Origin of the sequence: Pseudomonas sp. PDM25 (genome assembly GCF_019219045.1) — a bacterium.
Lineage (GTDB): Bacteria > Pseudomonadota > Gammaproteobacteria > Pseudomonadales > Pseudomonadaceae > Aquipseudomonas.
Genome location: NZ_JAHUWL010000005.1, coordinates 252,155 through 272,917 on the forward strand (window position 1 = coordinate 252,155; position 20,763 = coordinate 272,917).

The following is a 20,763-nucleotide window of genomic DNA, read 5'->3' on the forward strand; positions in this document are numbered from 1 at the left end:
CACCAGAAGAGAATGCGGGACATTCTAATCCCGGTGGCCTGCTTTGTCTTGGCAAGGCTGCAGGTAAGATAGGTAACCACCGGGACGTTTTGCCGCAGTAGCGGTCAAGATCTTCAGGGAAGTATTCATAAAGCAGGAGTCATTCGATGGCCCGTATTAGTGTTGAACGTGCCCATGGCCTGGGTAAGGAAGCGGCCCGCGAGAAGGCTGATCTGTTGGCGCAGAAGCTGTCCGATCAATATGGCCTGGAGCCGCAATGGTCCGGCGACACCCTGAACCTCAAACGTTCCGGTGTGAAAGGCGCGGTGTATGTGGGCGAGGATTCGATCCGCGTCGATGTGGAGTTGGGCCTGATGATGTCGGCCATGAGCGGCATGATCAAATCGGAAATCGAAAAGGCCCTCGATAAAGCGTTGGTCTGATCCGATTCTTTCTGTGAAATGCGATCAATGTGGGAGCGGGCTTGCTCGCGAATGCAGCCTGTCAGTTGCCTGAGATGTTGACTGATACACCGCATTCGCGAGCAAGCCCGCTCCCACATTTGTTTTGTGGTGTGACCAAGGGTTTGTGTCAGTTGTTAGGGTGCCGTTTCTAATTATTCTCACTACTTTGTGCCTGAGCCCGACGCTTTCGCGGGCAGTTCCTCAAACCTTCTGCGCGTGAGGTGCACCATGGCCAAAGTTATTTTGAAGAAAAAAATCGACGCTTCGACGACTGCTCTGAGCGACGTTAAATCTTATGCCCGCAAGATCTGGCTGGCAGGCCTGGGTGCCTACACCAAGGTCGGCCAAGAGGGCAGCGAGTACTTTCAAGAGTTGGTAAAGGCTGGTCAAACTGTTGAAAAGAAAGGCAAAAAAGTAGTTGCCGAGAAACTTGAAGCGGCCAATGCCGAGATCGATGAAGCCAAGAGTGAAGTAAGCACTTTCAAAGGCAAGGTCGAACTTCAACTCGACAAGGTCGAGAAGGCTTTTGACTCGCGTGTCGCAAGTACCTTGAATCGTATCGGCATTCCGTCTAAACATGACGTTGAGACACTCTCTGCCAAGCTCGATGAGCTGACGGCATTGCTCGAACGCGTCGCGCGTAAATCTTAAGGAGAACGGGATGGCTGGTAAAAAGAACACCGAAAAAGAAGGCAGCTCGTGGATCGGGAAAGTCGAAGACTACTCCCGCAAAATCTGGCTGGCTGGTTTAGGCGTGTACTCGAAGATCGACACTGACGGCAGCAAGCTCTTCGATACATTGGTTAAAGACGGCGAGAAAGCCGAGAAGCTCACCAAGAGCGCTGTCGGCAAAAAAGTCGATGCTGCCAAGGACTCCGCTTCGTCGGCCAAGTCGCGCATCAGCGGCGTGAAAGATCGCGCACTGGGCAAGTGGGATGAGCTGGAAGGGGCTTTCGACAAGCGTCTAAACAGCGCCATTTCGCGCCTGGGTGTACCGAGCCGCAATGAAGTCAAAGCACTGCACAGCAAGGTCGATACCCTGACCAAGCAAATCGAGAAACTCACTGGTGCCAAGGTGGCGCCTGTTGCGGCGAAAACCGCGGCGGCCAAACCTGCAGCGAAGTCCGCTGCCAAACCACTGGCTAAAGCTGCCGCTAAACCGGCTGCCAAACCAGCGGCCAAAACTGCCGCGGCGAAACCTGCAGCAGCCAAGCCAGCGGCCAAGGCAGCAGCAAAACCAGCCGCTAAACCGGCTGCCAAAACTGCAGCGGCCAAACCCGCTACCAAGCCAGCGGCCAAACCTGTCGCGGCGAAGAAGCCAGCGGTGAAAAAGCCGGCAGCGCCGAAAGCAGCTGCACCAAAACCAGCAGTAGCTGCCGCCAAACCGGCAACCCCAGCTCCGGTCAGTGCATCGAACTCCGCGACTGCGCCGACCCCTGCTGTAACCCCGACTGTCGCGCCAGCTCCTTCGACGCCAACCAGTCAGTCCTGATTTTCAGGGCTCAAGAAACCGCCCGGCCTGCGAAGGTCGGGCGTTTTTTTATGCGCGGATTAATGAACACCACAGATCCACTGTGGGAGCGAGCCTGCTCGCGAAAGCGGTGGGTCAGTCGACATCATTTTTGAATGATAAACCGCTTTCGCGAGCAAGCTCAGCTCCTACAGGGGTTACTCGTGTTCTTCGAGGTATTGAAGGGCCATCTGCTCCGTCGCGACCTTGATCGGCGGCAACAAATGCGGCGCCACCAGCATCATGATCTGGTACACCACCAATCTCACCTCTCCCTCGCGATCAAGAATCCGCTGATAGTCCAGCGAGAACAGCAGCGTCATGGTGATCTGTTCCACCAGTTGCCCCAACGCCTGGGTATCGCTGACCAATTGCCCCTGAGCCTTCAATCGTGCGAGCAACGAAGCCAGTGTGCGCTTCAGCGCATTGAGCAGGTTGCGTATGCCCTTGGCCAGTTTCGGCAAGCGCCCGGCGAGGTTCGACAGGTCCTGGAACAGAAACCGGTAATGGGCCAGGCGCTCGACGATCAGGTGCAGGAACAGCCAATAATCTTCCGGTGCCAGCTCCACATCGGCCGGTGGATCGAGCAGGGGCGCCAGTTCGGCCTGGAAGCGCTCGAACAGTCCGAGAATCAACGGCTCCTTGCCGTGGAAGTGGTAGTAGAGGTTGCCCGGGCTGATGCCCATTTCGTTGGCCACTTCCATGGTGGAGACGTTCGGCTCGCCCTTGTGATTGAACAACTGCAAAGCACATTCGAGAATCCGGTCGCGGGTTTTCATCCAGTCTTCTTAATGGTCGAGTCATGCCACGGCCGGCGCCGGCCGTGGTTCGTTGTCAGTCAGCGCACGCGCACATAAGTGCCGGGTGCCGCTTCCATCGGTGGATAGTTCTGGTTGCCGAGCGCCATATGGGTTTCTTTCAGCGCGCCTGAACGTTCTTGAATCCAGCCCAGCCACTGAGTCCACCAACTGCCGCTGACTGGCTTGGCGTCGTAGTACCAGGCCCGTGGGTCAGTGCTCAGCTTCGTGCTCTCGACGAAGTTGGCTTTCGGGTTTGAGGGTGGGTTGAGAATGCTCTGCACATGACCGCTGTTGGACAGCACGAAGCGCCGCTCGCCACCCAGCAGCAGGGTCGAGCGGTACACCGCATCCCACGGGGTGATGTGGTCGTTGATGCCCGCGACGCTGAAGCTGTCGACGGTGACTTTCTGCAAGTCGATCGGTGTGCCGCACACTTCCAGACCCCCCGGATGACTCATCGGGTTGTGTTTGAAGAAGTCCAGCAAGTCGCCATGCAAGGCTGCCGGCAACCGTGTGTTGTCGTTGTTCCAGTAGAGGATGTCGAACGCTGGCGGCTCCTTGCCCAACAAGTAGTTGTTAACGAAATAGCTCCAGATCAAATCGTTGGGGCGCATCCAGGCGAAGACCTTGGCCATGTCGCGGCCGTCCAGCACGCCTTTCTGATAGGAGCGACGCTTGGCCGCTTCAAGCGTCTGTTCGTCGGCGAACAGGGTAGCCGGCGAGTCCATCTGACTGTCGAGCAGGCTCACGAGGTAGGTCGCGCTGGACACTCGCCGCAGTTGCCGCTTGGCCTGCAAATGGCCTTGCAGGGCGGCAATGGTCAGTCCGCCCGCGCAGGCGCCCATCAGGTTGACCTCGCGAGCACCGGTGATCGCCCGGCACACATTCATCGCTTCCTCCGCGGCTTCGACGTACGTCGACAGCCCCCATTCGCGATGACGCACATCTGGATTGCGCCAGCTGATCATGAAGGTTTGCAGGCCGTTCTTCAGGGCGAACTGGACGAAGCTGTTGTGCGGGCTCAAGTCGAAAATGTAGTACTTGTTGATCTGTGGCGGCACCACCAGCAGCGGTTTGGAATACTGCTTTTCGCTCATGGGTTTGTACTGGATCAACTCCAGGAGCTCATTGCGAAACACCACGGAGCCCGTAGTGGTGGCGACCGTTTTGCCGACCTCGAAAGCTTGTTTGGTGACTTGTCTGGGCAGACCGTCGTTGTGCAGGAAGTCGTCGACCAGGTGGCTGATGCCTCGCACCAGGCTGTTGCCGCCGGAGTTGAAGATCTCCTTGATCGCCAGCGGATTAAGCAGGCTGTTGGACGGTGCCATGGCGTCGTTGAGCAAGGCGAACGCGAAGTGCGCGCGGGCGCGATCGTCCGGGGTCATGTTGCTCTCGTCGATCCAGTGTTTGACCTGCTTCTGCCAGCTCAGGTAAGCCTGCAAACTGCGGCGATAAAAAGGATTGAGGCTCCACGCCGGGTCGGCAAAGCGATTGTCCTGCGGGTTGGTCGGGTGCAGGGTTTCGCCCAGCAGTACGCGGCCCAGTTGACCGCCCAGCTTCAAGGCGTGTCGGGCTGTGTGCACCGGGTTGCGCAATCCATGGGCGGCAACGCTGCGCAGGGTGGAAAACAGATCCCGCCCACGCAAACCGGAAATCGCACTCTGCGCATTAATGAACGCGGCGGGAGTGGGCAAAAATTCCCTCGCTGGTTTTTCGCGCATGAATCAACACTCCTTCGTCTTCAGGCCAAATACAGTTACACCGAACCAGAACACCATAGACGCTGTTGCGGATTGTTGCGCGGCACTGCGTCTTCCCGACCCCTTTTTGTAACAAAAGCCAGGGCCGATTAGCCGCCCAATGGCGCCGGATGCGGATGCATCACGGCACGCTGACGTTCTTCCTGGAGAAACTTCATGATGATCGGTGCCACTGCTTCGGCCCGGGTAATCAAGAACAGATGCCCGTCATCGATGATGTGCAATTGGGCGTTGGGAATCCGCCAGGCCAGTAACCGCATGTTGACCAACGGAATCAGTGGATCGTCGTCACCGGCCAGTACCAGGGTTGGCTGGTGGATCTTGTGCAACCAGTGAATGCTGGTCCAGCCGAGGCCGGCGAACAGCTGCCAGTAGTAACCGAGTTTGCCTGCCGAGCGGACCTTGGCGGCATGGCTGGCGGCCAGGGTCGGATCGCGACGGAATGCACCGCCATAGATCATCGGCGCAATGCGAATCACGTGAGACGGCTGGATGTAGCGTCGTGGGCTGGCCATCATCCACAGGACTTTCGGCTTGCCCGGCACCATCACCGTGCCAGCCGCCGTGGCCGCCAGAACGAGTTTCTTGCAGCGCTCGGGATAGTCGTAAGCGAACTGCTGGGCGAGGGCGCCACCCCACGACACGCCGATTACGTTGACTTGCCCGTAGTCGAGATAGTCGAGCATCCGCGCCGTGAGTTTCGCCAGGCCCGGAAAGCGATACGGTCGCTTTGGCGTCGACGAACCGCCGACACCAGGGACGTCGAAGGCGATGACTTCCAGGTCCGGGTCCAGCGCCGCGACGAACGGAAACACCAGCTCCAGGTTGGCGCCGATGCCGTTGAAAATCAGCAAGGGCGTCAAGTGAGGCTTGCCGGGGCGTACTGCCGTGCGGAGGGTCTGGCCATCCAGGTCGACGGTACGGAATATGAACGGTTGCGGCATGCTTCAGGCCCTGTGGGTCACTGTCTCAATTTCACCCTCGATCCCCTGTGGGAGCGGGCTTGCTCGCGAATGCGTCAGGTCAGTCGACATCACTGTTGAATGATCAATCGCTTTCGCGAGCAAGCCCGCTCCCACAGGAGGGCGAGGTGTGTCAGTTATCGCTCATGCACATAAGTGCCGGGTGCAGCTTCACCTGCTGGATAAGCCTTGTTGCCCAAACTGCTTGGAGACTTCTTCAGCTTGCCGGAACGCTCGGCTTGCCATGCCTGCCAGTGCAGCCACCAGGAATCGGTGTGCTTGGTGGAGTTTTCGTGCCAGTCCTCGGCCTTGACCGGCATCTCGGTGCTGGTCATGTAGCGCGATTTCGGATTGCCCGGCGGGTTCAGAATGCTCTGGATATGCCCGCTGCTGGACAGCACGAATTCAACCTTGCCGCCGAACAGTTGTGCCGACTTGTAGCAGGACTTCCACGGGGTGATGTGGTCGTTGGTTCCGGCCAGGGAGTAGATGTCGGCAGTGACCTGCTTCAGATTGATCGGTGTGCCGCACACTTCCAGTGCGTCGGGGCGGATCAATGGGTTGGTCTTGAACATCTCGATCAGGTCGCCGTGGAACGCTGCGGGCAACCGTGTGGTGTCGTTGTTCCAGAACAGGATGTCGAACACCGGCGGCTCGTTGCCCAGCAGGTAGTTGTTGACCCAGTAGTTCCAGATCAGGTCGTTGGGGCGCATCCAGGCGAAAACTTTCGCCATGTCGCGGCCTTCCAGTACGCCGGCCTGATAAGAGTGGCGTTTGGCGGATTCGAGGGTCTGTTCGTCGACGAACAGTGCCACGTCGCTGTCCAGGGTGGTATCCAGCACGCTGACCAGCAGCGTCAGGGCGTTGACCTTGTTCTCGCCGAGCGCGGCGTAGTGGCCCAGCAGGGCAGTGCAGGTGATGCCGCCGGAGCAGGCGCCGAGCATGTTGATGTCTTTGCTGCCGGTGATCGCGGTGACCACGTCGACCGCTTCCTTGAGCGCTTCGATGTAGGTCGACAGACCCCACTCACGCTGCTCCTTGGTCGGGTTGCGCCAGCTGACGATGAACGTCTGCATGTTGTTGCGCAGGCAGAAACGCGCCAGGCTCTTGTCCGGGCTCAGGTCGAAAACATAGAACTTGTTGATCTGCGGTGGCACCACCAACAGTGGGCGCTCGTGCACCTGCTCGGTGGTCGGACGATACTGGATCAGCTCCAGCACATCGTTGCGAAACACCACCGCGCCTTCGGTGACGCCCAGGCTCGTGCCGACCTCGAACGCGCCCATGTTGACCTGGCTCGGCATGCCGCCGTTGTGCACCAGATCCTTGGCCAGATGGGAGAGGCCGTCGAGCAGGCTTTTGCCGCCGGTCTCGAAGAAGCGCTTGACCGCCGCCGGGTTGGCCGCACTGTTGGTCGGGGCCATGGCTTCGGTCATGAGGTTGATCACGAAATGCCCGCGTGCGACGTCCTTGGGCGAGAGGTTGCTTTCGCCGATCCAGTCGTGGAGCTCCTTGCGCCACGCCAGGTAAGTTTGCAAATAACGTTTGTAGAGCGGGTTCTGACTCCAGGCCGGATCGGAGAAGCGACGGTCATCGCTTGTCGGTTGCAGCGCGGATTTGCCGAACAGCACGTTCTTCAGTTCGATACCGAAATGAGCGACATGCTTTGCACTGTGAATCGGTTGTTTGATGGCCTGGGTCAGCACCATTCGGGCAGAGCCCAACAGATCTTTTCTACGCAGTCCAACGACCGGATTCAGCCCCAAGGTATTTTCCGAGGCCTGAACTTTCAGGTCATCGTTATTCTTGTTACTCATCTACGACGCTCCATTGTCCTGAGACGAATACCTGGGTCCAGCTGTGCAGTCCACAGCAAATGCCAGGTACTACTGCTCGGGTGACCGTTAATTCTGCATCGCTGCTTTTTAGTTCAGAGAGCACTGCAGGTACCTTGCCAGCTCCATTGGTTACCCGAGTTTAATTTTTTTCGCAAGCGGGCCAATCGTTGACCCGAAAGCGGAGCATTCAAACAGATGGAATTAGAAAATGCCTTCTAATGAGCGAAAGGCCTGAGCTAGAGCATCAGCTTGACGACGGATTCATTCGGATCGCGGGTCTTTCCGGCGGCTTTGAGTTCGGCAAGATAATCGTTCCAGAGATCCTCTTGGCGCACGCCCAGCTGGTACAGATATTCCCAGGTGAACAGGCCGCTGTCGTGGCCGTCGTCGAAGGTCAATTTCAGTGCGTACTGACCGGCCGGTTCGACCTTGGTCAGGCCTACGCCGATCTTGCCAAATTGCAGGATAGGTTTGCCGTGGCCCTGGACCTCGGCGGAAGGAGAGTGCACGCGCAGGAACTCGGCGGGCAGGTGATGCTCCTCGCCGGACGCATATTTCAGCGACAGGGTTTTCGAGGCTTTGTGCAGTTTGATGTCGGTGGGGAGTTGGGTCATGACCTGGAGTCCGTCTGTAGGCGCGTGGTCTGACTCCTGTAGGAGCACAGCTTGCTGGCGATGGCGATCTCAAGTGCGCTATCGCCAGCAAGCTGTGCTCCTACAGAGGGTCGCTTGGCTTACAGGATATAACGGGACAGGTCTTCGTTCTGCGCCAATTCGCCCAAGTGGCTGTTGACGTATTCGGCATCGATCAGGATCGGCTTTTCGTCGTGGGCGCTGGCCAGATCGCCGGCGCTGAACGACACCTCTTCAAGCAGGCGCTCGAGCAGCGTGTGCAGGCGACGGGCACCGATGTTCTCGGTCTTCTCGTTGACCTGCCAGGCGATCTCGGCAATGCGCTTGATACCGTCCGGCTGGAACTCGATCACCAGGCCTTCGGTTTTCAGCAGGGCGCAATATTGCTCGGTGAGCGAGGCGTGCGGCTCGCTGAGAATGCGTTCGAAATCTTCAGGCGTCAGCGCCTTGAGTTCGACACGAATCGGCAGACGACCTTGCAGCTCAGGCACCAGATCGCTCGGCTTGCTCAGGTGGAACGCACCGGATGCGATGAACAGGATGTGGTCGGTCTTGACCATGCCCAGTTTGGTGTTGACGGTGCAGCCTTCGATCAGTGGCAGCAAGTCGCGCTGTACACCTTCACGGGAGACGTCGATGCCACCGGAGTTGCCGCGCTTGGCGACCTTGTCGATTTCGTCGATGAACACGATGCCGTGCTGCTCGACCGCTTCCAGCGCCTTGGCCTTCAACTCTTCTTCGTTGACCAGGCGTCCGGCTTCTTCGTCACGCACCAGTTTCAGTGCTTCCTTGACCTTGATCTTGCGGCTCTTGCGTTTGCCCTTGCCCATGTTGGCGAACAGGCTCTGCAATTGGTTGGTCATCTCTTCCATGCCCGGCGGCGCGGAGATATCGACACCGGTCACTTCGGCGACTTCGATTTCGATCTCTTTGTCATCCAGCTGGCCTTCGCGCAGGCGCTTGCGGAACAGCTGGCGGGTGTTGGAATCGGCCGACGGTGCGGCGTCGTCGTTACTGAAGCCCATGCGTGCCGGTGGCAGCAGGGCGTCGAGGATGCGTTCTTCGGCGGCGTCTTCGGCGCGGTGGCGAACCTTGGTCATTTCCTGTTCGCGCAGCAGCTTGATCGCCGCGTCGGCCAGGTCACGAATGATCGATTCAACGTCGCGGCCGACATAGCCGACTTCGGTGAATTTGGTTGCTTCGACCTTGATGAACGGCGCGTTGGCCAGTTTCGCCAGGCGACGGGCAATCTCGGTTTTACCGACACCGGTCGGGCCGATCATCAGAATGTTTTTTGGCGTGACTTCAACGCGCAGCTCTTCAGGCAGCTGCATCCGGCGCCAGCGGTTACGCAGCGCGATGGCGACGGCGCGCTTGGCATCGTCCTGGCCGATGATATGGCGATTGAGTTCGTGGACGATTTCACGGGGAGTCATGGACATAGTAATTGGCGGTCCTCAGATAAAAGTGAGCCGTGGCGTGGTGGCCAAAACAGGCTTACTCAGCGAGGTCCTGCTCCTCAATGGTGAAGGTGTGGTTGGTGAATACACAGATGTCGCCGGCGATGCCGAGGGCGGTTTCGACGATTTCCCGGGCCGACAGATCGGTTTTCTTCAGCAGCGCGCTGGCGGCGGCCTGGGCGTAACCGCCACCGGAACCCATGGCGATCAGACCTTCTTCGGGTTCGACCACGTCGCCGTTGCCGGTGATGATCAGAGAGGCGTCTTTGTTCGCGACCGCGAGCATGGCCTCGAGGCGGCTGAGGGAGCGGTCAGTGCGCCATTCTTTGGCGAGTTCGACAGCGGCGCGAACCAGGTGGCCCTGATGTTTCTCAAGCTGGCCTTCGAAACGCTCGAAGAGGGTGAAGGCGTCAGCGGTGGCCCCGGCAAAACCGGCGATCACCTGACCGTGGTACAGGCGGCGAACTTTCTTCGCATTGCCTTTCATCACGGTATTGCCGAGCGAAACCTGGCCGTCGCCGCCCATGACGACTTTGCCGTGGCGGCGAACTGAAACGATGGTGGTCAAAGGGAGAGTCTCCACGCAGCGGGGCGAAAATGCCTTATGCCAACTCATATGGGGGTGGTGGAGAGGATTTCAACGGTGGGGGACGAATGGCATGCGATAACTGTGGCGAGGATTTAGCGAAACGTCGCACCGCCCCGTTCGGCTGCAGAGCAGTCGCGAAACCAGTGCCCACGGTATGTCTGATACTCCGCAGGTGGAGGTTTGAGGGCCGCTGCGCGACCCAACGGGGATAAATCCCCTCACCACAGGTTTGTGGGCGACCTCAGATTAAGGTGCCCACAAAAAAAGGGTCAGCGGCTTTGGCGTTGTTGTAACAACAGGTTGCTGAACCCGCTGCCGGCCAGTTGTTTCTGGGCCGTGGTCAGTTGCTCACGGTTGCTGAACGGGCCGACCAATACCCGGTACCAGGTTTCGTCCTTCACGGTGCCGGATTCAACCGCCACCGCCTGGCCGAGCAGGATGATCTGGGCCCGAACCTTGTCCGCATCAGCCTCCTTGCGGAACGAGCCGGCCTGCAGGAAGAACTTGGTCACTGGCGCCGCTTTGGACACCGGCGGCGCTGGCGGCGGGGTAATCCCGGCCAGTGCGGCCTGAGCCCGCGCGGTATCGATCTTCGCCGCTTGCTCTGGCGTAACCGGCGTCGTCGGAATGGCCGGCACTTGTGGCGTCGGCAGGGTTTTCTCCGGCACGGCATCCGGCGGCACGATGACTTCCGATTCCGGCAGCAACGTGTAGAAGTCGTACTTCGGCTTCACCGGTTGCGTCGGGCTCGGCGGGGTCTTGTTGGCCTCGGCGATCTTGGTGGCTTTCTGCTGCTCGATCTTCTCGCGCTTGACGCTCTCGCTGCCCTTGCCTGGTTCCAGTTTCATCAGGAACACAACAAACGCGCCGACCGTCAGGCCGATGGCCATCCACAGCCACCCCGGGATCGGTTGCTTTGCAGGAGCTTGGTAACGGCTGGCGCCACGCTTGGGTGCAGGTTTTTTCTTGGCAGCCAACTTACATACGCTCCAGAGTTTCCAGACCCAAGAGTTCCAGGCCTTGCTTGAGAGTGCGGCCGGTCAGCGCGGCGAGGCGCAGACGACTTTGCATTTGCGCCGGGGTGTCGGCGTTGAGGATCGGGCAGTTCTCGTAGAAGCTGGAGAACAGGCCGGCGACATCGTACAGGTAGGTGCACAGGATGTGCGGCGTGCCTTTGTCAGAAACGTTGTTCAGCACTTCGCCGAACTGCGCGAGCTTCGCCGCCAGCTCGTGCTCGTGGGGTGCTTCGAGGACGATCTGGCCTTCGACTTCGCTGAAGTCCTTGCCGAGTTTGCGGAACACGCCGGCCACGCGGGTGTAAGCGTACAGCAGGTACGGCGCAGTGTTGCCTTCGAAGTTCAGCATCAGGTCGAAGTTGAAGCTGTAGTCGCTGGTGCGGTGCTTGGACAGGTCGGCGTATTTCACCGCGCCAATGCCCACAACCTTGGCGATGTTGCGCAGTTCGTCTTCGGCAAGTGCAGGGTTCTTTTCTTTCACCAGCGTGTAGGCGCGTTCCTGGGCTTCGGTCAGCAGGTCGATCAGCTTCACGGTGCCGCCGTCACGGGTCTTGAACGGACGGCCATCGGCGCCGTTCATGGTGCCGAAGCCCATGTGCTCCATTTCCATCGGGTGCGTCACGAAGCCGGCCAGGCGCGCGACCTGGAATACTTGCTGGAAGTGCAAGGCCTGACGCTGGTCGACGAAGTACAGCGCGCGATCAGCCTTCAACTTGCCGCTGCGGTAACGCACGGCCGCCAGGTCGGTGGTGGCGTAGAGGTAACCGCCGTCAGCCTTGACGATGATCACCGGCAGTGGGTCGCCGTCGGCGTTCTTGAACTCGTCGAGGAACACGCACTGGGCGCCGTTGCTCTCGACCAGCAGGCCAGCGGCCTTGAGGTCGTTGACTACGTTGATCAGGTCATCGTTGTAGGCACTTTCGCCCATCACGTCGGCCATGGTCAGTTTGACGTTCAGCAGTTCGTAGATTTTCTGGCAGTGCGACAGCGAGATGTCTTTGAACTTGGTCCACAGCGCCAGGCAGTCCGGGTCGCCGGCTTGCAGCTTGACCACGAGGCCGCGGGCGCGATCGGCGAACTCTGCGGATTCGTCGAAGCGTTGCTTGGCGGCGCGATAGAAGTTTTCCAGGTCCGACAGCTCGTCGCTGGTGATCGGGTTTTCCTGCAGATACGCCATCAGCATGCCGAACTGGGTGCCCCAGTCGCCGACGTGGTTCTGACGGATCACTTCGTCGCCGAGGAATTCCAGCACGCGCGCCACGCCGTCGCCGATGATGGTCGAGCGCAAGTGGCCGACGTGCATTTCTTTGGCCAGGTTCGGTGCCGACAGGTCGACGACAGTGCGCTGCACCGGACCCGCCTTGCGCACGCCGATATGGGCATCGGCCAGGGCGGCGTCCAGGCGAGTGGCCAGGGCCTGGGTGTTCTGGAAAAAGTTCAGGAAGCCGGGACCGGCGATTTCGGTCTTGGTGACGTTTTCGTCAGCCGGCAGCGCGGCGATGATTTTCTCGGCCAGGTCGCGCGGCTTCATACCGGCCGGTTTGGCCAGCATCATGGCGATGTTGCTGGCGAAATCGCCGTGAGTCTTGTCACGGGAGTTTTCCACCTGGATCGCCGGCGACAGGCCTTCAGGCAACACACCTTCGTTGACGAGTTGGGTGATGGCTTGTTGGATCAGCTGGCGAATGGTGTCTTTCATGGTGTTCTCTTTCGACCGCAAGCGCGGCGGCGCCTGGATGCGCTAGTGGAAAAACTGGGCATTATCCGTTGCGAAGACGGGCTTGCCAACTATAGCGGGCAGGTTATGGATATGTGGTGACAAATCGGCCGCCTTCGCGAGCAAACCCGCTCCCACATTGACCGGGTGAGCGCCGCAAATCCACTGTGGGAGCGAGCCTGCTCGCGATGGCGATATCAAAATCAATACAAATCCACAGGATCGACATCCAGCGACCAGCGCACCGCCCGCCCGCTCGGCATCTGTTCCAACACCAGCAGCCAGCTGCTTAACAGTCGATGCAACGGCGCCCGGGCCGTCGCTTGCAGCAACAACTGCGCACGATAACGCCCGGCCCGGCGTTCCATCGGTGCCGGCACCGGCCCTAGCAGTTCAATCCCGGTCAGGTGCTGTTCGGCCAGCAAACGCTCGGCCTCGCTGCACGCCTCATCAAGAAAACCTTCAGCTTGCCCCGGTTTGTGCGCTTCGGCCCGCAGCAGCGCCAAGTGCGCAAACGGCGGGAGACCCGCCGAGCGACGTTCGCTCAACGCCTGTTCGGCAAAGGCGAAATAGCCCTGTTCAGTCAATTGCACCAGCAGCGGATGGTCGGCCAGGTGCGTCTGGATGATCACTTTGCCCGGCTCTTCAGCCCGGCCCGCGCGCCCGGCCACCTGGACGATCAACTGCGCCATGCGCTCGCTGGCGCGGAAGTCGCCGGAAAACAGCCCGCCGTCGGCATCGAGAATCGACACCAGCGTCACCCGTGGAAAGTGGTGCCCTTTGGCAAGCATTTGCGTGCCGACCAGAATGCAGGGCTGGCCCTTCTGAATGGTCGCGAACAGTTGATTCATGGCGTCTTTACGCGAAGTGCTATCGCGGTCGACCCGCAGCACCGGGACGTCGGGAAACAAAATCCCCAATCGTTCTTCGGCGCGCTCGGTGCCAGCGCCGACTGGCCTTAAATCGACCTTGCCGCATTTCGGGCAATGCCGAGGGACGCGCTCGACGTAGCCGCAATGGTGGCAGCGCAGTTCGCCGGAGCGCTGGTGCACGGTCATGCGTGCATCGCAGCGCTGACATTCGGACATCCAGCCACAGTCATGGCAGAGCAGCGTGGGCGCAAAACCGCGACGGTTGAGGAACACCAACACTTGTTGCCCAGCGGCCAGCGTCTGGCCGATGGCCTGCTGCATCGGTCCGGAAATGCCGCTGTCCAGTGGGCGGCTTTTTACGTCCAGGCGCAGGAATCGCGGTTGCTTGGCGCCGCCGGCGCGCTCATTCAGGCGTAAGAGCCCGTATCGGCCGGTGTAGGCGTTGTGCAGGCTTTCCAGCGAAGGCGTGGCGGAGCCGAGGACAATCGGGATGTTTTCCTGGCGTGCGCGCACCAATGCCAGGTCGCGGGCGTGATAGCGCAGGCCTTCCTGCTGTTTATAGGAACCGTCGTGCTCTTCATCGATGATGATCAGGCCGGGGTTCTTCATTGGCGTGAACAGTGCCGAGCGGGTGCCGATAATGATGTCGGCGTCACCGTCCCGGGCAGCGAGCCAGGCTTCAAGGCGCTCGCGGTCATTGACCGCCGAGTGGATCAGCGCGATGCGTGCATTGAAGCGCTGCTCGAAGCGCGCCAGGGTTTGTGGGCCGAGGTTGATCTCCGGGATCAGCACCAGCGCTTGTTTGCCTGCCTCGAGGGTTTCGCGGATCAGCTGCAAATAGACTTCGGTCTTGCCGCTGCCAGTGACGCCGGCCAGCAGGAATGCGTGATAACTGTCGAACCCGGCGCGAATCGCCTCATAGGCCGCACGTTGCTCCGGGTTGAGCGGCAGTTCCGGCTGCGCCAGCCAGTGTTCGTGGCGGGCGTCGGGGGCGTGTTTGCGGATTTCGACGTGTACCAGATCCTTGGCCAGCAGCAAATCCAGGCTGTCCTTGCTCAGCATCAGTTTGCTCAACAACTGATGGGCGACGCCGTGGGGATGTTGGGCCAGGGTCGCCAGGGCCTCCCGTTGACGCGGGGCGCGAGCGATGCGCGGGTCATCAAGGCTGGCGCCGGGCGCGGCGGACCAGAAGCGTTCCTGCCGCGCTTCAGCCAGTTCGCCTTGTCGCAACAGTACCGGCAGCGCCCAGCTCAAGGTGTCGCCGAGGCTGTGCTGGTAATACTGAGACGTCCACAGGCACAGTTTGAACAGCGCTGGCGGCAGAGGCGGCGTAGCATCGAGCAGGGCCAGGGCCGGCTTGAGCTTTTCTACCGGCACTTCACTGGTGTCGGTCACCTCCACCAGAATCCCGATCATCTCCCGTCGGCCGAACGGCACCCGCAGGCGCATGCCTGGCTGCAACTGGGCACGCAGGATCCCGGCCGGGGCACGGTAATCGAACAGGCGGCGCAGGGGCGAAGGCAGGGCGAGGCGCAAAATGGCGTCGGGCACGCGGGGGATCTCGATAAGCAGGAAATAAACAGCGGGGCTGCCACCTGTGGGAGCTAACTGTGGTGAGGGGATTCAGCGAAACGTCGCACCGCCCCGTTCGGCTGCGAAGCAGTCGCAAACCAGGTGAATACGGTTTTTCTGAAACACCGTGATCACAGGTTCAGGGCCGCTTCGCGACCCAACGGGGATGAATCCCCTCGCCACAGTTCGCTCCAACAGGGACGGCGCTTTGGGTCGGGAGCCTAGCAGACGACTGGTGTAAGGGACAGCTTGCGTGATCGCAAAGGTCTGGTAGAATCCGCGGCCTAATTATGTGCGGTATTCAACAATAGTGTTGAGTGGCGGCACACTAGCCTGAGGAATACACCATGAAAGCCGATATCCATCCAGCGTACGAAACCATCGAAGTAACTTGCAGCTGCGGCAACAAGTTCGAAACTCGTTCGAACCTGTGCAAGCCACTGGGTACTGACGTATGCAACGAGTGCCACCCGTTCTACACCGGTAAGCAGAAGACTCTGGATACTGGCGGCCGTGTACAGCGCTTCGCAGACCGTTTCGGTGCTTTCGGCAAGAAAGCTCCTGCTGCTGCAGAGTAAGGTTGCAAAGCCCCATGGGCTTTACCTTGCTGATGAAAAAGGCGTCCCTCGCGGGCGCCTTTTTTGTGTCTGCGATTTGGCTTTCCGGTGCCCAGGCCTTCTGCCCGGCGCCGAGCGGGCTGACATCCGTTGTGGTGCAGCGGGTGGTGGATGGTGACACGCTGCGCCTGAGCGATGGCCGCAGCGTGCGCATGATCGGGTTGAATACGCCGGAGCTGGGCAAGAAAGGCCGCTCCGACGAGCCGTTCGCAGTGGCGGCACGCCAACGCCTGGAAGCACTGGTGGCTGCCAGCGACGGGCGGGTCGGCTTACTGCCCGGTAAAGAAAGCAAAGACCATTACGGCCGCACCTTGGCCCATGTCTACAGCGCCGATGGCGCCAACCTTGAAGCGCAGATGCTCGCTGAAGGGCTCGGTTTCCAGGTGGCGGTCGCGCCGAATGTCGATCTGGTCGACTGCCAGCAAGCGGCGGAACACAGCGCCCGTCAGGTCGGACTCGGGTTGTGGCGTCAATCCCCTGTGCTGAAAGCGGAGCAAATCAACACGTCCGGTTTCGCTGTGCTCAGCGGTCGTGTGAGCAAGGTTCAGCGCAATCGCGGTGGGGTTTGGATCGAGTTACAGGATTCAGTTGTACTGCGTGTTGCACCCAATTTGCTGGGGCAGTTCGATGTGGCGAATCTCGAGCGGCTGAAGGGCAGGCAGATCGAGGCCCGTGGCTGGGTGCTGGACCGTTCACGGCGTGGCGGACTGAAAGAAGGGCAGGCGCGCTGGCTTTTGCCGTTGACCGACCCGGCAATGCTTCAGATGGAACAGTGATAAAAAATTGTAGACATTTATTCTGTCGATTGTGAACAGTCAATCCCTTGTGTTCCGCGGCTCTTGGTCCAAAGTCGTAGGACCGGGCGCTTGACAGGGGTGACCGGTCAGTCTTGTAGGGACTTTGCGACACGAGTATCCTCGGCGGTCCGTCTGTCCCACAGTAAAAAGCGGAATGCCCCTATGTCTGATTTGAAAACTGCCGCTCTCGAATATCATGCCCATCCTCGTCCAGGGAAGCTGAGCGTCGAGCTCACCAAAGCCACCGCTACCGCCCGCGACCTGTCGCTGGCTTACAGCCCCGGTGTAGCCGAACCAGTCCGCGAAATCGCCCGCGACCCTGAACTCGCCTACAAGTACACCGGCAAGGGCAATCTGGTTGCAGTCATTTCCGATGGCACCGCAATTCTCGGCCTGGGTAACCTCGGCCCATTGGCTTCCAAGCCAGTAATGGAAGGTAAAGGCGTGCTGTTCAAGCGCTTCGCCGGCATCGACGTATTCGACATCGAAGTCGACTCCGAAAGCCCGCAAGCCTTCATCGACACCGTCAAGCGCATCTCCATCACCTTCGGTGGCATCAACCTGGAAGACATCAAGGCACCTGAGTGCTTTGAGATCGAACGCGCTCTGATCGAGCAGTGCGACATTCCGGTATTCCACGATGACCAGCACGGCACCGCGATCGTGACTGCGGCCGGCATGATCAACGCCCTGGAAATCGCTGGCAAAACCCTGGCTGACGCCAAGATCGTCTGCCTGGGCGCCGGTGCTGCTGCCATCTCCTGCATGAAATTGCTGGTGAGCATGGGTGCCAACATCGAAAACATCTTCATGGTTGACCGTACCGGCGTGATCCACTCCGGCCGTGACGACCTGAACCAGTACAAGGCTGTTTTCGCTCACTCGACTGAAAAACGCACGCTGGCCGACGCCCTGAAAGGCGCGGACGTGTTCGTTGGCCTGTCCGGCCCGAACCTGCTGAGCGCTGAAGGCCTGAAATCCATGGCGGCCAACCCGATCGTGTTCGCGTGCTCGAACCCTGATCCGGAAATCGCCCCGGAACTGGCTCACGCCACCCGCGACGACGTGATCATGGCGACCGGCCGTTCGGACTACCCGAACCAGGTCAACAACGTGCTGGGCTTCCCGTTCATCTTCCGTGGTGCCCTGGACGTTCGCGCCAAGCGCATCAACGAAGAAATGAAAGTGGCTGCGGCCAACGCCCTGCGCGAACTGGCCAAGCTGCCGGTTCCTCAGGAAGTGTGCGACGCCTACGGCGGCATCAAACTGGAATTCGGTCGTGAGTACATCATTCCGAAACCAATGGATGCTCGTCTGATCACCGTGATCTCCGATGCCGTGGCCAAGGCTGCGATCGAGACCGGCGTAGCGACCCTGCCGTATCCGAAGAACTACCCGCTCAAAAGCGTGGATGACGTGTTCAACGGCTAAGTCGTTGTAGCGCTTCAACACAAAGCCCCGGCTCTTATTGAGTCGGGGCTTTTTTTCGTCTGCGGGTTTTGCAGCGGTAGTGATGGCCTCTTCGCGAGCAGGCTCGCTCCCACAGTGAATTTGGGTGTACTCGGGATTCATGTACACATCGGTCAAATGTGGGAGCGAGCCTGCTCGCGAAGAGGCCATCACAGGCGGTGTAGAAATTACAGATACAAAAAAACCCCGCTCTTCTTTCGAAGGCGGGGCTTTTTGCAGCGTCAGGCGATCAGAACAAATCGATCGGTGCCGCTTCATCCGCAGGCAGTGGGCTGCCCGGCGCAGTGCCGTTGCCCAGTTCGTTCGCTGACGGTGGCGTGTCTTCGGCCTTGAACAGCTCGAAGTAGGCGCCTGGCGTGCCTGGGGTGGCTGCACGGCCGCTGATCGGGTCGACTCGCAGGCTGAGAATGCCTTCCGGCTCTGGCTGCGTATGGGGCGGCAGGCCTTTGAGTGCGGCGCCCATGTAGTTCATCCAGATCGGCAGGGCGACGGTACCGCCGAACTCCTTGCGACCCAGGCTTTCAGGCTGGTCGAAACCGGTCCAGACAGTGGTCACATAATCGGCGTTGTACCCGGAGAACCAGGCGTCCTTGGACTCGTTGGTGGTACCGGTCTTGCCCGCAATGTCGCTGCGGCCCAAGGCCAGGGCGCGGCGACCGGTGCCGAGTTTGATGACGTCCTCGAGCATGCTGTTGAGGATGAAAGTGGTGCGACCATCGATGATGCGCTCGGCCACGGCCGGCGTTTGTGGCGCTGGCTGGGCAGTCAGGGCTTCGCCCGGGGTTGCGTTGACGGTGAAGGCGCTGGCCGCGACAGGAGCGGCGATGCCGTCAGTGGCGACGTTGCCTTTCGGGACGCTCGACGGGTTGGCGACGAACAGCGTGTCGCCATTGCGGCTTTCGATTTTCTCGATGATGTAGGGGGTGATCTTGTAGCCGCCGTTGGCGAAAGTACTCCAGCCGGTGGCGATTTCCATTGGCGTCAGCGTCGCGGTGCCCAGGGCCAGCGACAGGTTGCGCGGCAGGTCCTGCTTGTTGAAGCCGAACTTGCTGATGTAGTCGATGGTGCGATCAACGCCCAGCGCCTGCACCAGACGGATCGACACCAGGTTGCGCGACTTGTACAGCCCTTCGCGCAGACGGATCGGACCGAGGAAGGTGTTGGTGTCGTTCTTCGGCCGCCAGACCTTGTCCAGGTATTCGTCGACGAACACGATCGGTGCGTCGTTCACCAGGCTGGCGGCGGTGTAGCCGTTATCCAATGCGGCGCTGTAGACGAACGGTTTGAAGCTCGAGCCCGGCTGACGCTTGGCCTGCAGGGCGCGGTTGTAATTGCTCTGCTCGAAGGCGAAGCCACCGACCAGGGAGCGAATGGCACCGTTCTGCGGATCGAGGGAAACCAGCGCGCCCTGAGCCTGCGGGATCTGGCTGAATTTCAGCGAGTTGTCCGGCTGGCGCTGCACACGAATCAGGTCGCCGACCTGCGCAACGTCCGAAGGCTGCTTCGGATTGGCGCCCATGCTGTTGGTGTTCAGGAACGGACGCGCCCATTTCATGCTGTCCCAGCCGACGTGTTCGTCACCGGTACGGGTCATCACTTGCAGGCCGGTCTTGTCGACCTGGGTGACGATGGCAGGTTCAAGGCTGCTGATGGTGCGCTGCTTGGTCAGCTCGATTGTCCAGGCCTCGCGAGTCTTGCCCGGCAGGCGCGACTCCGGTCCGCGATAACCATGACGCTGGTCGTAGGTCATCAACCCTTCGTGGACTGCGGTGTTGGCCATTTCCTGCAGGTTGCTCGGTACCGTGGTGGTGACGCGGAAACCCTCGGTATAGGCGTCGCTGCCATAACGGCCGACCATTTCGGCGCGGGCCATTTCAGCGATGTACGGTGCGTTCACTTCCGGGGTCGGCACGTGATAACTGGCGTTCAGCGGCTCGTTGATCGCGGTGGTGTAGTCGGCCTCGGTGATTTTGCCGAGCTTGTACATGCGCCCAAGGATCCAGTCGCGACGTTCCTTGCTGCGGGCCGGATTGGCCAGCGGGTTGAAGCGCGAAGGGGCTTTCGGCAGGCCGGCGATCATCGCCATCTGCGCCAGGCTGACATCACGAATCGACTTGCCGTAGTAAACCTGCGCGGCGGCCTCGATGCCGTAGGCGCGGTTGCCCAGGTAGATCTTGTTGACGTACAACTCAAGAATCTCGTCCTTGGTCAGCTGCCGTTCAATCTGCAGGGCCAGGAGAATTTCGGTGGTTTTGCGCGAGAAGCTGCGTTCGCTGGTCAGGAAGAAGTTCTTCGCCACCTGCATCGTGATGGTGCTGCCGCCGGACTGAATGTGTCCGCTTTTTACCAACTGGGTGGCCGCGCGCATCAGGCTGCTGGGGTCGACACCGTAGTGATTGGCGAAGTTGTCATCTTCAGCACTTAGTAACGCATTAATGAAATTGGGGGGAATGTCGGCGAACCGGATCGGTGTGCGGCGCATTTCGCCAAATTCTGCGATCAGCTTGTTGTCGCTGCTGTAGACCCGCAAAGGAATCTGCAACTGGATGCTTCTCAGAGCCTCCACGGATGGTAAACCCGGACTAAGGTAGAGAAAGGCGCCGCTAAGACCGAGGAGCAGTCCGCAGAAAACGGCGACGATGGACCATCCGAAAAATTTCAGCAGACGAATCAAGGCTTTTGGACATCCAGGGCAAAGAATGAATTAG

At 59.9% G+C, this 20,763-nt stretch carries 17 protein-coding genes; 6 read left to right on the forward strand and 11 right to left on the reverse strand.

What is annotated here, in order from left to right:
- Positions 1–146 precede the first annotated feature (146 nt).
- From KW848_RS11530 to KW848_RS11540, 3 genes are all read left to right on the forward strand, one after another.
- The gene (locus tag KW848_RS11530) at positions 147–422 is read left to right on the forward strand and encodes a polyhydroxyalkanoic acid system family protein (RefSeq protein ID WP_111449381.1); all 276 of its coding nucleotides are present in this window, start codon (positions 147–149) and stop codon (positions 420–422) included.
- A 249-nt stretch (positions 423–671) separates the two neighbouring features.
- Positions 672–1,094 carry a phasin family protein gene (locus tag KW848_RS11535; RefSeq protein WP_074872868.1) on the forward strand — a complete coding sequence of 141 codons (423 nt, stop codon included), beginning with the start codon at positions 672–674 and terminating at the stop codon, positions 1,092–1,094.
- A gap of 10 nt (positions 1,095–1,104) precedes the next feature.
- A complete protein-coding gene (locus KW848_RS11540) occupies positions 1,105–1,935 on the forward strand; it encodes a phasin family protein (RefSeq protein WP_218536883.1) in 831 nt (276 codons plus the stop codon).
- 176 nt (positions 1,936–2,111) lie between these two features.
- Here KW848_RS11540 and KW848_RS11545 read toward each other — a convergent pair whose 3' ends face one another.
- From KW848_RS11545 to KW848_RS11590, 10 genes are all read right to left on the reverse strand, one after another.
- A complete protein-coding gene (locus KW848_RS11545) occupies positions 2,112–2,732 on the reverse strand; it encodes a TetR/AcrR family transcriptional regulator (protein ID WP_008149531.1) in 621 nt (206 codons plus the stop codon).
- 59 nt (positions 2,733–2,791) lie between these two features.
- Entirely contained in the window at positions 2,792–4,474 is a 1,683-nt protein-coding gene (gene phaC, locus KW848_RS11550; RefSeq protein WP_218536884.1) for a class II poly(R)-hydroxyalkanoic acid synthase, read from the reverse strand.
- 128 nt (positions 4,475–4,602) lie between these two features.
- A complete protein-coding gene (gene phaZ, locus KW848_RS11555) occupies positions 4,603–5,457 on the reverse strand; it encodes a poly(3-hydroxyalkanoate) depolymerase (RefSeq protein WP_218536885.1) in 855 nt (284 codons plus the stop codon).
- A gap of 155 nt (positions 5,458–5,612) precedes the next feature.
- Positions 5,613–7,292, reverse strand: a complete 1,680-nt coding sequence (phaC, locus tag KW848_RS11560) for a class II poly(R)-hydroxyalkanoic acid synthase (RefSeq protein WP_111449377.1) — start codon at positions 7,290–7,292, stop codon at positions 5,613–5,615.
- Between the two features lie 257 nt (positions 7,293–7,549).
- On the reverse strand, positions 7,550–7,927 hold the full coding sequence (locus KW848_RS11565; protein ID WP_008025216.1) for a gamma-butyrobetaine hydroxylase-like domain-containing protein: 378 nt from the start codon (positions 7,925–7,927) through the stop codon (positions 7,550–7,552).
- 119 nt (positions 7,928–8,046) lie between these two features.
- Positions 8,047–9,387, reverse strand: a complete 1,341-nt coding sequence (hslU, locus tag KW848_RS11570; RefSeq protein ID WP_218536886.1) for an ATP-dependent protease ATPase subunit HslU — start codon at positions 9,385–9,387, stop codon at positions 8,047–8,049.
- Positions 9,388–9,442: 55 nt separating this feature from the next.
- Positions 9,443–9,973, reverse strand: a complete 531-nt coding sequence (gene hslV, locus KW848_RS11575) for an ATP-dependent protease subunit HslV (protein ID WP_007899242.1) — start codon at positions 9,971–9,973, stop codon at positions 9,443–9,445.
- A gap of 290 nt (positions 9,974–10,263) precedes the next feature.
- Positions 10,264–10,971, reverse strand: coding sequence for an SPOR domain-containing protein (locus KW848_RS11580; RefSeq protein WP_111449375.1), 708 nt, complete (start codon positions 10,969–10,971; stop codon positions 10,264–10,266).
- A gap of 1 nt (position 10,972) precedes the next feature.
- Positions 10,973–12,709 (reverse strand): arginine--tRNA ligase, encoded by a 1,737-nt coding sequence (gene argS / locus KW848_RS11585; protein ID WP_218536887.1) that lies wholly within the window; start codon positions 12,707–12,709, stop codon positions 10,973–10,975.
- Positions 12,710–12,930: 221 nt separating this feature from the next.
- Complete coding sequence (locus KW848_RS11590; protein ID WP_218536888.1) at positions 12,931–15,150, reverse strand: primosomal protein N'; 2,220 nt, start codon at positions 15,148–15,150, stop codon at positions 12,931–12,933.
- Positions 15,151–15,518: 368 nt separating this feature from the next.
- Here KW848_RS11590 and rpmE point away from each other — a divergent pair, with 368 nt between their 5' ends.
- The 3 genes from rpmE to KW848_RS11605 all read left to right on the forward strand — a co-directional run bounded on the left by rpmE (position 15,519) and on the right by KW848_RS11605 (position 18,016).
- The gene (rpmE, locus tag KW848_RS11595) at positions 15,519–15,749 is read left to right on the forward strand and encodes a 50S ribosomal protein L31 (protein ID WP_008080648.1); all 231 of its coding nucleotides are present in this window, start codon (positions 15,519–15,521) and stop codon (positions 15,747–15,749) included.
- 14 nt (positions 15,750–15,763) lie between these two features.
- The gene (locus tag KW848_RS11600; protein ID WP_218536889.1) at positions 15,764–16,564 is read left to right on the forward strand and encodes a thermonuclease family protein; all 801 of its coding nucleotides are present in this window, start codon (positions 15,764–15,766) and stop codon (positions 16,562–16,564) included.
- Between the two features lie 183 nt (positions 16,565–16,747).
- The gene (locus tag KW848_RS11605) at positions 16,748–18,016 is read left to right on the forward strand and encodes a malic enzyme-like NAD(P)-binding protein (RefSeq protein WP_008149557.1); all 1,269 of its coding nucleotides are present in this window, start codon (positions 16,748–16,750) and stop codon (positions 18,014–18,016) included.
- 268 nt (positions 18,017–18,284) lie between these two features.
- Here the strand turns inward: KW848_RS11605 and KW848_RS11610 are convergent, their stop codons facing one another.
- Positions 18,285–20,729 (reverse strand): penicillin-binding protein 1A, encoded by a 2,445-nt coding sequence (locus tag KW848_RS11610; RefSeq protein WP_218536890.1) that lies wholly within the window; start codon positions 20,727–20,729, stop codon positions 18,285–18,287.
- Positions 20,730–20,763 lie beyond the last annotated feature (34 nt).